Here is a 12,793-nt window from a genome sequence, read left to right as displayed (position 1 = left end):
CTCTTTACTTTATTAAGGATGACTTATGCTGCCGTTGTCGTTAGCCATTGAAAGCGTGAGCTATCTATAATTAGCTCTTCTTTTCATTCTGTATTTTGAGGTGCTTGTGCTTTAACCGCTTGCCTGACGCTTTTATACTTTCCACTGCTGCCCGGGAGGGTGGTTACGCTCATCATTCCGGCCGCTCGTTGTTCCCTGTTCTCCTATGTTCCGGAAGCATCCTGTTATACTTGCTGCGGCAACGTTCCTGAAAACTCAAGAATTAAAAGCATGGCCTCCCGCCGGCAAATGCCAGCAACTCTTATACAGGTATAAACCTGCTGTAAAGTATAAACCACTACTGGAAGAAGAGCTGGTAAATATCCTTGGCGCCAAATCCGCCGGGCCGGTCGGAGGAGAAAAAGGCGGTGGTGCGGTCCGTGCTCAGCGTAAAGTAGATATCATCCTGGGGTGAGTTTACTGGCAGCCCTAAATTCTGTGCCTGGCTCCATTCCGCATTGCTGATGCTGGAACGGAAAATATCAAACCCGCCCATGCTGTTGTGGCCACGCGAGCTGAAGTATAAGGTGTTTGTTTGCATATCCACAAAGGGAGCGTCCTCGTCGTAGGGTGTGTTGATGGTAGGGCCTAAGTTTAGCGCATCGCTCCAGCGGCCGTCTGTCTGTTTGTAGCACATATAAATGTCCAGGCCGCCAAAGCCGCCCGTGCGGTCGCTGGAGAAAATAGCAAACTTGCCGTCGGCTGTGATATAAAGCGAGGGTTCCTTGGCACCTTTGTTAAAGGGCGTTTCCAGCTGCTCCGGCGCAGACCAGCTGCCCTGTGGCTGCCGCCGTGAAACGTGCAGCCCCTTACCGGCAAAGAAAGTATAGAGCTCCTGGCCGCTTGCCGACACCGAAACCACCGCATGCTGGGCCATTTTATCCTGTGGCTTCAGAAAGAGGGTGGTAGGTTGCCACTGGCCCTGCAGCAAGCGGCTCACCCGGATCTGTTCTACGCCGGCAGCATCAGCCAACCGGTTGCCGGGGCGGCGGGTGGTATAAAACATAGCACTGTCGCCCGGCATCAGCACGGGCACATAATCGGCATATTCGGAGTTGATCACTGGGCCGGCGTTTACCACACGGGCCAGGGGCGGCAGAATGGTCAGGGTTTCGCCTGCTGCGCACTCATCCAGCCGCTTGCGTAAAAAGGCCAGGTAATCCGCATCGGCCGGAGGAGTTTGTTTTATCTCCTGCTGATAGTAGAGGCGGGCCTGGGCAAAATCATAGTCCTGCTGGCTGGCGTCGGCCAGGTATAAAAGAAAATCCTTTGCCGCGGCGGCATCCAGTTTCAGCGCTTTGGCAAAATATAGCTTGGCCTGTTTGGGCTGGTGCAGCTCCACATAGGTCATGCCCAGCTTGTAGGTTGCCTGCACGTTACGGGGCGCCAGCTCCACGGCTTTGGCATAGAGTAGCGCGGCCTGCGTGTAGTCTTCCAGGGCAAAGGCCTTATCGGCTTGTTTGATGTAGCGGCTCTCCTGGTCGCCGGCATCCGTCATGGCACTGCCCAGGAGCACCACGGCTGCAAATGCGGTGGTGCGGAGCAGGCGGCGCACCGGGGTATACGCTTTTAAAAGATCGTGCGTTAAGGCGAGACACCCAGCGGGCAAAAAGCGGATATTCTTCATGGTTGGGAAAATAAATAGTACCTTTGAGGTCCCGGCACGGTCCTCTGGTTAAGCAGGGTTGAAGTTAATGAAAGTATAGCTTTTCCCTAATATTTAAATGGAATAATTTGAGGCAGGCCGCCAAACAGTATCTGACCAAGCGATGATTATAAAGGACGCAAAATTTTTGATGAGCAACACTAAAGTGGAGCTCTGCCCGGCCCCCGATAAGCCCGAGTACGCTTTTATCGGGCGCTCTAATGTGGGCAAGTCGTCGCTCATCAATATGCTGACAGAACAGAAAGGCCTGGCGAAAACATCGGCCTCGCCGGGTAAAACCCAGCTCATCAACCATTTTCTCATCAACGAGCAGTGGTACCTGGTCGATTTGCCCGGCTACGGCTATGCCAAAGTCAGCAAAGATTCGCGCGATAGCTGGCGCCGCATGATCAATTATTACATGCAGCACCGCGAGAATCTGACCTGCGTATTTGTGCTGATCGACTCGCGCCACGAGCCCCTGAAGCAGGACCTGGAATTTCTGGAGTACCTGGGCAAGGTTGGCGTGCCTTTTGTTATTGTCTTTACTAAAACAGACAAGCAGTCGGGCCCGAAAACCGACTCAACCATCGCTGCTTACAAGCGTAAACTGCTGGAAACCTGGGAAGAGTTGCCGCGCATCTTTCTTACCTCGTCTGCCAGCCGGCATGGGCGCGATGAAATTCTGGCTTTTATTGACGAAGTGAACGCGCAAATGCAGAAGTAGCCACACGGGGCTTGAAAGCAGGTGTCTGGCGCTTACCAGGGGATGTTGAAATTTAATGTTTATCCGTATGAAAAGTAAAATCTCATTTTTGTTTCTTTTATTTGCTTTTGCAACGTTCGGGGCATCAGCGCAAACTGCTGCTACCAAACCGCAGACGGCCCCTAAAGCCAAAGTATGGGTGCCGGACAAGGTAATTCCGGTGGCTGAGTTTTACGAGGGTGGCGTGGATTCGCTCTACAGTGACCTTTACAAGGAGCTGAAGTATCCGCCCCTGGCAAAACGCAACCGGGTGCAGGGCGATGTGATCGTGAGCTTTGTGCTGAACGAGGATGGCTCTACCTCTAGCTTTAAGGTGCTGCGCAATGCCGGCGCTGGCACAGGCGAGGAAGCCCTTCGGGTGATAAAGCTGCTCAAGTTCAAGGCACCCGGCTATAGTATGAATGCTACCATGCCGATTATGTTTAAACTATAACCTATCGTTTTTATATTTCATTATGCCCATTGATTTAAGACAAGTTGCTGCCATCTCCGGCATGAGCGGCCTTTTCCGCATCGTAAAGCCAACCCGTACAGGTGTTATTGTTGAAAGCCTGGAAGAACAGCCTAAAACAGTGGTAGCCCAGGCGCGCCACCGTATGTCGCTGCTGGATGAGATCTCGATCTATACGACCGACGAGGAAGGTACCATTGCCCTGGCGGAGGTGTTTGACCGCCTGCACCAGAAGTATGGCGACAGCCTGCCGGTAAGCGAAAAGCCGGATAACAGCGAGCTAAAGCGCTTTATGGAAGAGGCGCTGCCCGAGTATGACGAAGACCGTGTATACGTGTCGGATATGAAGAAGCTGGTGAGCTGGTACGATATTGTGAACAAGTTTGTGGGCTTTACCAAGGCCGAGGCCGAAGCGGCGCCTGAGGCGGCAGAAGAAAATGCACCCGAGGCAGAAGAAGGAAAAAAGAAAGCTAAAAAAGCGAAGTAATTACCGCAAAGCCCTCCCAAAACGGAGGGTTTTGTTTTGTGCTTACCTCTAAACCCGCGTTACGCCATGTCTTATCCGCCGGCCATACTTGCCAGCACGAGCAGCCACCTGCAAAAAGTGTTTGAGGTAGAGCACCTGCCTGCCTCCGATCTGGAAGCGCTTTTCTATAAATTATCGCGTGTGGTGCTGCACCTGCTGCATACCGACATGAACCGCCTGCTGCACATTTTGTACCGTATTGATGTGGAAGAACAACAGGTAAAGCAGGCCATGGTGGCGGATGATGACGAAATAATAGCTGAACGCATTGCCCGCCTGATCGTGAAACGGGAACTGCAGAAAGCACAGCTCCGCCAGAAGTATAGCCAGCACTAAACGCTTTTCTGCAAAATAGGCCTACATAAAAAAGACAGCCGCTCTACTCGGAGAGCGGCTGTCTTTTTTACTTTTATAGTATACGTGGTGTCTTTGCCTGCAACAGGCTGTTGCGGCAGCACGGGAACGGTGTCTTTGTATGGCTTACTGCAGCACGTCGTTAGCGGCTTTCACAATGCTTTCGGCCGCCAGGTCTTCGGCCCGAAGAAACTCCTCTACTTTATCCACCATGTCAGGCGAGCCGATCACGAGCGGGCACCGCTGGTGCAGCTCTTTTGGCGTCAGTTCCATGATGCGGCGGTTACCGTCGGTAGCTTTACCACCGGCCTGTTCTATAATAAAGGCCAGGGTGTTGCACTCATACATCAGGCGCAGCTTGCCGTTGGGCGATTTTTTAGTAGCCGGATACAGGTATACACCGCCTTTGAGCAGGTTGCGGTGAAAATCAGCTACCAGCGAGCCGATGTACCGGGCTGAGTAGTTGTTGTCCTGGCAGTAGCGCAGGTAGTTTTTGATGCCATCCGAAAAAGAGTTCAGGTTGCCCTCGTTGATCGAGTAAATGGCGCCGGTCTTCGGGGTTCTGATATCGGGGTGCGACAAAAAGAACTCGCCCAGGCTGGGCTCATACGTAAAGCCGTTTACGCCACAGCCTGTGGTATATACCATCATGGTAGAGGAGCCATAAATGATATAGCCGGCCGCCACCTGCCGGGTGCCTAGCTGCAGGCAATCTTCTTCTGTGCCGTCCTGGCCAACTTCCGAGATCCTTCTGTAAATAGAAAAGATCGTGCCGATAGATACGTTTACATCGATGTTGGAAGAGCCATCCAGCGGATCGATGGCCACCACATACTTGCCTTTGGTATTGCCGGTCTGGATAATACCGTCTTCTTCTTCCGAAATAATGGTGCACACCTCGCCGCCATTGCGCAGCGCCCGGATAAAGCGGATGTTTGCAATCACGTCGAGTTTCTGTTGTTCCTCGCCCTGCACGTTCTGTTGGCCATGGGCGCCGGTCACATTAAGTAATCCCGCCCGGTTTATCTCCCGGTTCACGATCTTTCCTGCCAGGGCAATGTCGCGCAGCAGTTGCGAAAGCTCGCCGGTGGCAAACGGAAAATCCTCTTGTTTTCTCATGATAAATCTGTCGAGCGTAGTGCCTACAGGAAGTGCAAGTTTGTCGTTCATGGTACTTTAAAATTGGCCTTAATTACAAAAATATCATTTCTAGGTATAAATCCGAACTATACTTATTTTTACGCTCTACCAGCGATAATCGGATGAAAGTATTCAAATTTGGCGGCGCCTCCGTAAAAAGTGCGGAAGCATTTCAAAACCTTGTGCCTATCGTGCAGGAGTATGGTGGCACCAGGCAGCTGTTGATTGTGGTGTCTGCTATGGGGAAAACGACCAATGCCCTGGAAAAGGTATTTGATCTGGCTTTTACCGGCCATGCCTACCAGGAGGCCCTGCAGCAGATATGGTCTTATCATCAGGAGGTAGCATTTGCCCTGTTTCCGGAGGCGGCAAGCCCGGTGTACGAGCAACTGGAACACCTGTATGCGTTGCTGCAAGCGGAACTGCAGGCCTTTAGCCTGTTGGCCAGTTACGATAAACAATACGACCAGGTTGTGAGTTTCGGTGAACTGTTTGCCTCCACCATCCTGCATCATTACCTGCAGCAGCAGGGCCTGCTCAATACCTGGACCGACAGCCGCAAATACATCCAAACCGACACCACCTGGCGCGAGGCAAAAGTAGACTGGACCTGGACCGAGCGGCTCATCAAACGCGACCTGCCTGCAGTGCTTGAAGAGCAACTGGTAGTAACGCAAGGCTTTTTAGGCGGCACCAACAACGGGCTCACCACTACCCTGGGCCGCGAAGGCTCTGACTTCAGTGCCGCTATTTATGCCTATTGTCTGAACGCCTCCGGCCTCTGGATCTGGAAGGATGTAGCAGGCCTGCTCAATGCCGACCCCAAGCATTTTGCCGACACCGTCTGCTATCCCGAGATCTCCTACCAGGAAACCGTGGAGATGGCCTATTATGGGGCTTCGGTCATTCACCCCAAAACCATTAAGCCGCTGGCCAATAAGCTTATCCCGCTTTATGTCAAATCGTTTCTGAACCCGGCTGGCGAGGGCACCCGGATCTGCGATTGCCGGTTTGCCAAGTTCGCCCCAGCCTACATTATAAAAGAGGAACAATGCCTGGTTTCCTTCAGTGTAAAGGACTTTACGTTTATTTCGGAAAAGAACCTGGGTACCATTTTTAACGCCCTCTCCGAGCTGCGCCTCAAAATAAACCTGATGCAGAATTCGGCCATCTCCTTTTCTATCTGCACCGATTACCACCAGGCGCGCCTGCACCGGCTCATCGAAACCTTACACGACCAGTTTGTGATTCACTATAACACGCACCTGCGCCTGTACACCGTAAAAAATTACGACCAGGAAAGTATAGCCAAAGTGATAAAAGGGAAAGATATATTGCTTGAACAGCGTACCCGCACCACTTTTCAGGTCGTATGCCGGTAATTTAAGTTATAATTAATGTTGTAACCACTTTAAATCAGACAAAAAAATATGCGATAATTCAAACTTTTTAGTTTCTTTGTATGTAAGAGGTATGAGCCAGCTATGATATCACCCTCTATCATATATATTATGCAGCCTGCAGAGAAACTTACGGTAAGCTTTGTGCTAAAAATTGCTCTTCTTTTTTCCCTTTTGATCTCTGGCGTGCTGCTCAAGGTTCCCAGGATACAAGGCTCTATGAATGCGCAGAATGTGCAGCGGGTGGCCCTGCCGCCTGTGTATAAACCGGATGTGCAGGAAAAGCCATCGGTCAATTTTGAAGTGGCTAAACAGGGCAAATCCACCACGGTCAGCATCTGACAGCCCTTTTTCTCGTTGCAATAGGGCCTCCTGCTGCTACTGCCGCACAAAACCAGTTACGCTTCTTTACACTGCAACCCCCGCGGGCTAACCTGTATGCCCCTGTTTTCTTATGCTGCTCCTAAGCTGAAAGTGCTTGGGCGGTTTATTCCCGAAAGTATAAAAGCTGTATCTTCAGGCTTCCAATAACGCTTTTATAACATACCATGGATTTTATACTTGTTACCCCGCAGGCACAGCCCCATGTTGCCTTAATCCAGCTGAACCGGCCCAAAGAACTCAATGCCCTGAACCTGCAACTGATGGGAGAGTTGCGCGATGCCCTCAAAAGCCTGGATGCGGACCCCGAGGTGCGCGTGATCATCATTACGGGCGATGCGCGGGCCTTTGCCGCCGGCGCCGACATTAAGCAGATGGCCGGTAAAACGGCGATCGATATGCTCAGTATTGACCAATTCGCCACCTGGGACCAGATCCGGAAAACCAAAAAGCCCCTTATTGCTGCGGTATCCGGCTTTGCACTGGGCGGCGGTTGCGAGCTGGCCATGACCTGCGATATGATTGTGGCCTCGGAAACGGCCATGTTCGGGCAACCCGAGATCAAGATCGGGGTGATGCCGGGCGCCGGTGGCACGCAACGCCTGACCAAAGCCATTGGCAAAGCCAAAGCCATGGAACTGGTACTGACAGGCAAATTTATGACGGCGGCCGAAGCCGAGAAGCACGGCCTCATTAACCGCATTGTGCCCGTGGAACTCTACCTGGACGAAGCCTTTAAGCTGGCCGCAGAAATTGCGCAGATGTCGCCGGTGGCGGCCATGCTGGCCAAAGAAGCCATTAACCGTTCTTTTGAGACTCACCTGGACGAAGGCTTACACCTGGAGCGCAAGAATTTCTACCTCTGCTTTGCCTCCGAAGACCAGACCGAAGGTATGAATGCCTTTGTAGAAAAGCGCAAGCCGGAATTTAGAGGAAAGTAGAGAGTTAGAAAGTTAGAGAGTTAAAAAGGTAAAAAGTTAAAAAGTTAGAGGGGAATGGAGGATGCTGATGGCTCAGTTGCTGCGCTAGCAGATCTGTCAGGCTTTTGAGGGCAAAGTATAAGTAGAGCAAATTATAAGTAAAGCAAACCAAATCCATATTTATGCAAATGGATAGTTGAACCCCACACTTAACCACCTCACCTTTCTACCTCTCCACCTTTCTACCTCTCCACCTTTTAACTCTCTAACTTTCCAACCCTCTAACTTCCCAACTTTCCAACTTTTTACCTCTCTAACTTTTTACCTTCCCAACTATCCCTTATCTTTGTAAAAGTTATCAGGTAAGAATTATTCTTATTTAGAAGTATGCAGCAGTTAACCCGGCAGGAAGTTCATCAGCGTATCGCGGCTAGTGGCTTAAAAGCCACTAGCCAGCGCATTGTGGTGTACGAGGCGTTAATGACGCTGCATGGCCACCACCCAACCGCCGAGGAAGTATACCAGCAGCTGAAGCCGGAAAACCCCAGCATCTCGTTGGGCACCGTCTACAAAACCCTCGATACCTTTGTTGCGGCGCACCTTATACTTCGGGTACGGTCGGAGGAAAGCGGCAAGCGCTACGATGCCAACATTGCAGCCCACAGCCACATTTACTGCAGCAACACCCGTGAGATCATCGATTTTGAGGATGACGAGCTCGAGCAGCTCCTGACCGCTTTTTTCAGAAAGCGGAATGTGAGCAACTTTGAGTTTACCGGTTTTTCGGTGCAGCTAACAGGCAACAAGGTGGAGCCTGATAAACAAATCAGTATTTCACGAGTTTCAGAATAGATGTTTAACTAAATAAACGATTTAAAAATGGCAGTTTTAGTAGGTAAAAAAGCACCGGCTTTTAAAGCAACAGCAGTAGTTGAAGGTGAGTTTGTAGAAGACTTTTCATTAGAACAATATATTGGCAACAAGCACGTGGTCTTTTTCTTCTGGCCAATGGACTTCACGTTTGTGTGCCCGACAGAGATCATTGCTTTCCAGGAAAGAATGGCCGATTTTGAGCGCAAGAACGTTGCCGTGGTAGGTTGCTCTACAGACACGCATTTCTCGCACTTTGCCTGGCTGAACACCCCGCAGAACCAGGGCGGCATTGAAGGTGTAAACTACCCGTTGGTAGCCGATGCCTCTAAAACGATCTCTTCTAACTACGACGTGCTGGCTGGCCATTACGAGTATAACGACGAAGGCGAGATGATCTTTGTAGGCGATCCGGTTGCTTACCGTGGCCTGTTCCTCATCGACAAAGAAGGTGTGGTGCGCCACCAGGTAGTAAACGATATGCCGCTTGGCCGCTCTATTGACGAGGCACTGCGTATGGTAGATGCCCTGCAGTACTTCGAGAAGAACGGTGAAGTATGCCCGGCTAACTGGGAAGAAGGCAAAGAGGCCATGCAGGCTACAAAAGAAGGTGTTTCCAACTACCTGGCTGCTAAAAGCCACTAAGTATAACCTCCTTATAAAACAAAAAGGCCCCGGCATTTGCCGGGGCCTTTTTGTTTTTGGCACCTATGGATTCCGGTTCGTAGCAGTTACCCGGAACCATTTAATTAAGGTAGTAACGAAGCAGCCAGCCGTGGGCATCAAATTTCTGGGCCGGAATATCATCGTCAATGTCGATGGCAGTATGCTTGTCCACATCGAAGGTGTTGCGGTACTTAGAGTCGTTGATACGGACGGCTTTGGAGAGTTTGCTGCCCTGGCCGTGCACTTGGTAGGTGTCCTGGCCGGCGCCTCCCCATACTTTTATTTTGATCGCTGGCTTTACGGAGCCGGTCACAATAAACCGGTCGTTGCCGTCCAGCCCGTAAAGCTCCAGTACATCGGTTTCATTGGCATAAAACGTGCGCTGCCACAGCGCCTTTTTTGTCTTCCCGTCTTTGTCTGCTTTAAAGACCTGCAAGGTTACCTCTTTCCCGGAAAGTACATTTAGCTCGAACACTTCATGCTTGTCGGTACCTACGGCCTGCACATTTTCGGCCAGGATGGTGTAGTAGGTGCGGGCAAGGTGCTGCAGGTTATTGCGCCGGGTTTTGAATGTGGCTATCAGCGGCGCAGCCGTAAGCTGGTATATGGTGTCGGGCATGGCCCGGAATGCCTGTTCCACCACGGCATCTGTCAGTTCCTGCTGCACGCTGTCGGCTACTTCCTGCCAGTCCTGCCAGGCCAGCTTTGCCAGGATCAGGTTATCCAGGTTACGGGCGCTGTGGTTCAAATCTTCAAGGTTTTCTGCGCTAATGCGGGGTTTATAGGTCTGGAAATGTGGTTTAAGGCCCATGAACATGAACAGCCAGGGAACAGGGGCATCGTTTAATTTATAAAACACATTATCGCGGTCGCGGGGAATGGCGCGGTAGGTAGCCCCTTTTTTGTCTTGCTGCTGTTTGGCCCAGCGCCAGTTGTCTTCGTGGCGGCTCCAATCGCCGAGCAGCATGTCCAGCAGGCGGCAGCGCAAGTAAAAGCGGGCATCAAAATTGGCATCGTTGTCGGTCAGGCGCTCTTCGAGGGCCGAGCGGGTGCTTACCACTTTGCGGGCATTTCCCATTTGTGGGTTGTCTGTCTGGTCCCCGTCCGGGCGGCGCTCCAGCAGGGCCAGGGTACCGCCTATATTAGGCAGGAACCTGCCCAGGCGTGGGTCGTGGGGCACATACACCAGTTCCGGACTGGTATGGTAAATATGGATGGCCTCTGCCAGGTGCGGTACTACCAGGGCGGCAAACGGATGGGTGGCGCTGGTAGCATCGCGGACAATGTTGGCCAGGTAGCTTTGTTGTAAACTCTCGGGCAGCAGGCTGGCAGGTTCCTTGTCGATGGAGCGCAGCACATATTCCACGCCTGCGGGGTTTTGCAGCCGCAGGCTGATGGACTGGCGGCTGCCTCCCAGTTCCAGGGGCGTCAGGCCTCCTTCTGCAGTTGCTAGGTCCAGTACCTTCACCGTAACGGGGGTATACCAGGCGGGGCGGTAATGGCGGCCGTAAAAGAACGTATGCAGGCCGCTGCGGTCGTAGTGCTTGCCGGCAGCCAGGGTGATGGTGCTGTCGGTATAGGTGGTGGCGGAGTTGCTATTAGCTGGGGGGGGCACCTGCTGCACCGAGTGCCGAAAGCGCTCACTGCAGCCCGGCAACACGCCAATCCACACTAGTATAAGCAGAAAGCTTTTTGGTAATCTCATAAAGTATAAGCGCATACCTGGTTAAAAGATTGGGAGAGCCGGCTCTTTACCGGCTAAAGCCCTCTCGGTCGAATGCATTTACGCGCACATCTTTGGTGCGCTTGTCTTTGGTAGTAGGGCCGGCCTCTAGTTCTGTGCCGCGCCTGGTATCATACACCCACGTTTTGTTGCTGCAGCCTTTTACATCCGAACTATCTTTTATTTCATCCTCGCCACGGCCGCCCACAATTTTTATTTTTATGCCTTTGTTTACCTTGCCGCTCACCTCGAACTCATCATCGCCGGCAAGGCCATAGAGCGAGATCAGCGCTGTTTCAGAGCGATGGAAAATGCGATGGAAGATGACCTTGTCATCGGATTTGCGGTATACCGTTACCTCGGTGTCTTCGTCGTTGCGGCGCTTTACCACAAAGCGCTCCTCCTCGTCAGAGCCAACCACTAACGGCTCCCGGGCCAGGATAGCATAAAACTCTCCGGCTGCTTTGGGAAGCTGATCCCGGCGGCTTTTCAGTGCGCGAATGGTTTGCGGACCGACCTGCTGAAAGACAGCATCCGGAAAGCGGTGTACGGCCTGTTCAATTACCTGGTCGGTAAGGCTATTTTGCAGTTCATGGGCCAGCGAATCGAACTGCTGCCGTGTAACTTCCGGTAAGGCTCGCGGGTCGATAAAAGAGGAGTTGATGGTGAGCGCTTTCACATCTGTGAAATCCTTCCGGAAAGATTCAAATTTGCGGATGCCCCAGTTTCGACTAAAGAGCCACGGAATAAGCCCGTCCTGGAAGCGGTAAAAGGTATTGTCGCGGTCTTTCGGAATTGGGCGGTAGAGGGTTTCACCGTTCTGGTCGTATTCGGCCCAATCCCACTGTCCTTCGTGGCGGTCCCAGTCGCCCAGGAGCATGTCCAGGAGCCGTGCTTTGGCAAAAGCCAGCTGGTCGATGTGCACGTCATCTTTTTCGAAGCGCTCGTTCAGGAGGGTAGTGGAGCCGTCTATGTCGGTGGCATTTCCCAGATCAGGCGTGATGTCTTTTTCATCATCATACTTGTTTTCCAACAGAAACAACCTGTCGCTGAACCGCTCTTCGTGTTTGCCAAAATCGCTGTCATGCGGGCGCACATACACCAATTGTGGCGTGGAGTGCGGTATGCCGGCTGCTTCGGCCAGCGGCGGTACCACCAGGGCGCCATAGGGGTTTGTAGCCGAGGTCTGATCGCGCAATACGTTGAGCACGAAGGTGTCACGCCATACTTTGGGCAGCACCGTGGCCGGGTCCTTGTCGAGGGTGCGCAGGGCGTATTGTCTGCCTTTTTTATCTGTCAGGGTCATGCTGGTGGTCTGAAAGCCGCCGCCCAGTTTCTCAAATTCTAGTCCTCCTTTGATCGTGTCCATATCGAATACAGCCACTTTTACAGGCGCTGCCCATACTTTACGGTAGTGCTTGCCCCAGACCAGGTTATGCAACCCACTGCGGGTATAATGCTTGCCGGCCTGCACGGTTATACTATCCGGGGTGGCCTGGCCGGTTTCCAGCCTTTGGTACAGGGCCGGGTCAGCCACAGGCGTTTTGGCAAAGAAGGATTTCCGGACACAGCCGGAGAAAAGCAGCGTGATCAGTAAAAGTGTCAGGTGCCTATAGTGGGGTTTCATAAAGGGAGCATCGTTCAAATTATGGTTGTATCTAACGTAAATTACCTATAATGTTTTCATGTGAATGGCTGCGGCTCCAGGGTTAAAGGCCTGAGAACCGAAGGAAAAGAGGGTGCTCGCTGTTTGCCGGGCAACAAAGCAGGCGCAGGGGAGGAGGGCTTTTCCGGCCGTGCCGCGGGCCGCAACCTATCTGCCGGAGGGTTTAATTTGGTGGCTGGCCGGGTTTTAGGCCGCTGTTTTCTCAGCGCAAGTATACAGGCTATAAACATGTGAAGGGAAGTATAG

General features: G+C 52.2%; 13 protein-coding genes. 9 read left to right on the top strand and 4 right to left on the bottom strand.

Features of this window, described 5'->3' with window-relative positions; all coding sequences use genetic code 11:
* Window positions 1-337: 337 nt before the first annotated feature.
* Window positions 338-1,666, bottom strand: a complete 1,329-nt coding sequence (locus tag LWL52_RS17840; RefSeq protein ID WP_242922686.1) for a hypothetical protein — start codon at window positions 1,664-1,666, stop codon at window positions 338-340.
* Between the two features lie 142 nt (window positions 1,667-1,808).
* Between LWL52_RS17840 and yihA the strand changes: the two genes are divergently transcribed.
* The 4 genes from yihA (at window position 1,809) to LWL52_RS17820 (ending at window position 3,763) form a co-directional block, all read left to right on the top strand.
* Window positions 1,809-2,411: a ribosome biogenesis GTP-binding protein YihA/YsxC gene (gene yihA / locus LWL52_RS17835; RefSeq protein WP_242922684.1), complete on the top strand. Its 603-nt coding sequence runs from the start codon at window positions 1,809-1,811 to the stop codon at window positions 2,409-2,411.
* 67 nt (window positions 2,412-2,478) lie between these two features.
* Window positions 2,479-2,883, top strand: a complete 405-nt coding sequence (locus tag LWL52_RS17830) for an energy transducer TonB (RefSeq protein WP_242922675.1) — start codon at window positions 2,479-2,481, stop codon at window positions 2,881-2,883.
* 22 nt (window positions 2,884-2,905) lie between these two features.
* The gene (locus LWL52_RS17825; protein WP_242922667.1) at window positions 2,906-3,388 is read left to right on the top strand and encodes a DUF5606 family protein; all 483 of its coding nucleotides are present in this window, start codon (window positions 2,906-2,908) and stop codon (window positions 3,386-3,388) included.
* A gap of 66 nt (window positions 3,389-3,454) precedes the next feature.
* Entirely contained in the window at window positions 3,455-3,763 is a 309-nt protein-coding gene (locus LWL52_RS17820; RefSeq protein WP_242922665.1) for a hypothetical protein, read from the top strand.
* Window positions 3,764-3,907: 144 nt separating this feature from the next.
* On the opposite strand, the gene fbp is transcribed toward LWL52_RS17820, so the two are convergent.
* A complete protein-coding gene (gene fbp, locus LWL52_RS17815) occupies window positions 3,908-4,951 on the bottom strand; it encodes a class 1 fructose-bisphosphatase (protein WP_242922663.1) in 1,044 nt (347 codons plus the stop codon).
* Between the two features lie 92 nt (window positions 4,952-5,043).
* Here fbp and LWL52_RS17810 point away from each other — a divergent pair, with 92 nt between their 5' ends.
* The 5 genes from LWL52_RS17810 to LWL52_RS17795 all read left to right on the top strand — a co-directional run bounded on the left by LWL52_RS17810 (window position 5,044) and on the right by LWL52_RS17795 (window position 9,137).
* A complete protein-coding gene (locus LWL52_RS17810) occupies window positions 5,044-6,303 on the top strand; it encodes an aspartate kinase (protein WP_242922661.1) in 1,260 nt (419 codons plus the stop codon).
* 237 nt (window positions 6,304-6,540) lie between these two features.
* Window positions 6,541-6,663 (top strand): hypothetical protein, encoded by a 123-nt coding sequence (locus tag LWL52_RS20575; protein WP_255749825.1) that lies wholly within the window; start codon window positions 6,541-6,543, stop codon window positions 6,661-6,663.
* Between the two features lie 206 nt (window positions 6,664-6,869).
* Window positions 6,870-7,643, top strand: coding sequence for an enoyl-CoA hydratase-related protein (locus LWL52_RS17805; protein WP_242922659.1), 774 nt, complete (start codon window positions 6,870-6,872; stop codon window positions 7,641-7,643).
* Window positions 7,644-8,009: 366 nt separating this feature from the next.
* Window positions 8,010-8,474, top strand: a complete 465-nt coding sequence (locus tag LWL52_RS17800) for a Fur family transcriptional regulator (RefSeq protein WP_242922657.1) — start codon at window positions 8,010-8,012, stop codon at window positions 8,472-8,474.
* 27 nt (window positions 8,475-8,501) lie between these two features.
* Complete coding sequence (locus LWL52_RS17795; RefSeq protein ID WP_242922655.1) at window positions 8,502-9,137, top strand: peroxiredoxin; 636 nt, start codon at window positions 8,502-8,504, stop codon at window positions 9,135-9,137.
* A gap of 100 nt (window positions 9,138-9,237) precedes the next feature.
* Here the strand turns inward: LWL52_RS17795 and LWL52_RS17790 are convergent, their stop codons facing one another.
* Window positions 9,238-10,863 carry a hypothetical protein gene (locus LWL52_RS17790; RefSeq protein ID WP_242922653.1) on the bottom strand — a complete coding sequence of 542 codons (1,626 nt, stop codon included), beginning with the start codon at window positions 10,861-10,863 and terminating at the stop codon, window positions 9,238-9,240.
* A 46-nt stretch (window positions 10,864-10,909) separates the two neighbouring features.
* Window positions 10,910-12,508 carry a hypothetical protein gene (locus LWL52_RS17785; protein ID WP_242922651.1) on the bottom strand — a complete coding sequence of 533 codons (1,599 nt, stop codon included), beginning with the start codon at window positions 12,506-12,508 and terminating at the stop codon, window positions 10,910-10,912.
* Window positions 12,509-12,793 lie beyond the last annotated feature (285 nt).

This window comes from Pontibacter liquoris (assembly GCF_022758235.1).
Classification (GTDB): domain Bacteria; phylum Bacteroidota; class Bacteroidia; order Cytophagales; family Hymenobacteraceae; genus Pontibacter; species Pontibacter liquoris.
The sequence above is the reverse complement of the archived record's forward strand: the minus strand, read 5'-3'. Positions and strand labels throughout refer to the sequence as shown.

Coding starts and splice junctions, on each gene's coding strand:
- LWL52_RS17840 (WP_242922686.1), bottom strand. CDS start 1,666: ATGAAGAATATCCGCTTTTTGCCCGCTGGGTGTCTCGCCTTAACGCAC.
- yihA (WP_242922684.1), top strand. CDS start 1,809: ATGATTATAAAGGACGCAAAATTTTTGATGAGCAACACTAAAGTGGAG.
- LWL52_RS17830 (WP_242922675.1), top strand. CDS start 2,479: ATGAAAAGTAAAATCTCATTTTTGTTTCTTTTATTTGCTTTTGCAACG.
- LWL52_RS17825 (WP_242922667.1), top strand. CDS start 2,906: ATGCCCATTGATTTAAGACAAGTTGCTGCCATCTCCGGCATGAGCGGC.
- LWL52_RS17820 (WP_242922665.1), top strand. CDS start 3,455: ATGTCTTATCCGCCGGCCATACTTGCCAGCACGAGCAGCCACCTGCAA.
- fbp (WP_242922663.1), bottom strand. CDS start 4,951: ATGAACGACAAACTTGCACTTCCTGTAGGCACTACGCTCGACAGATTT.
- LWL52_RS17810 (WP_242922661.1), top strand. CDS start 5,044: ATGAAAGTATTCAAATTTGGCGGCGCCTCCGTAAAAAGTGCGGAAGCA.
- LWL52_RS20575 (WP_255749825.1), top strand. CDS start 6,541: ATGAATGCGCAGAATGTGCAGCGGGTGGCCCTGCCGCCTGTGTATAAA.
- LWL52_RS17805 (WP_242922659.1), top strand. CDS start 6,870: ATGGATTTTATACTTGTTACCCCGCAGGCACAGCCCCATGTTGCCTTA.
- LWL52_RS17800 (WP_242922657.1), top strand. CDS start 8,010: ATGCAGCAGTTAACCCGGCAGGAAGTTCATCAGCGTATCGCGGCTAGT.
- LWL52_RS17795 (WP_242922655.1), top strand. CDS start 8,502: ATGGCAGTTTTAGTAGGTAAAAAAGCACCGGCTTTTAAAGCAACAGCA.
- LWL52_RS17790 (WP_242922653.1), bottom strand. CDS start 10,863: ATGAGATTACCAAAAAGCTTTCTGCTTATACTAGTGTGGATTGGCGTG.
- LWL52_RS17785 (WP_242922651.1), bottom strand. CDS start 12,508: ATGAAACCCCACTATAGGCACCTGACACTTTTACTGATCACGCTGCTT.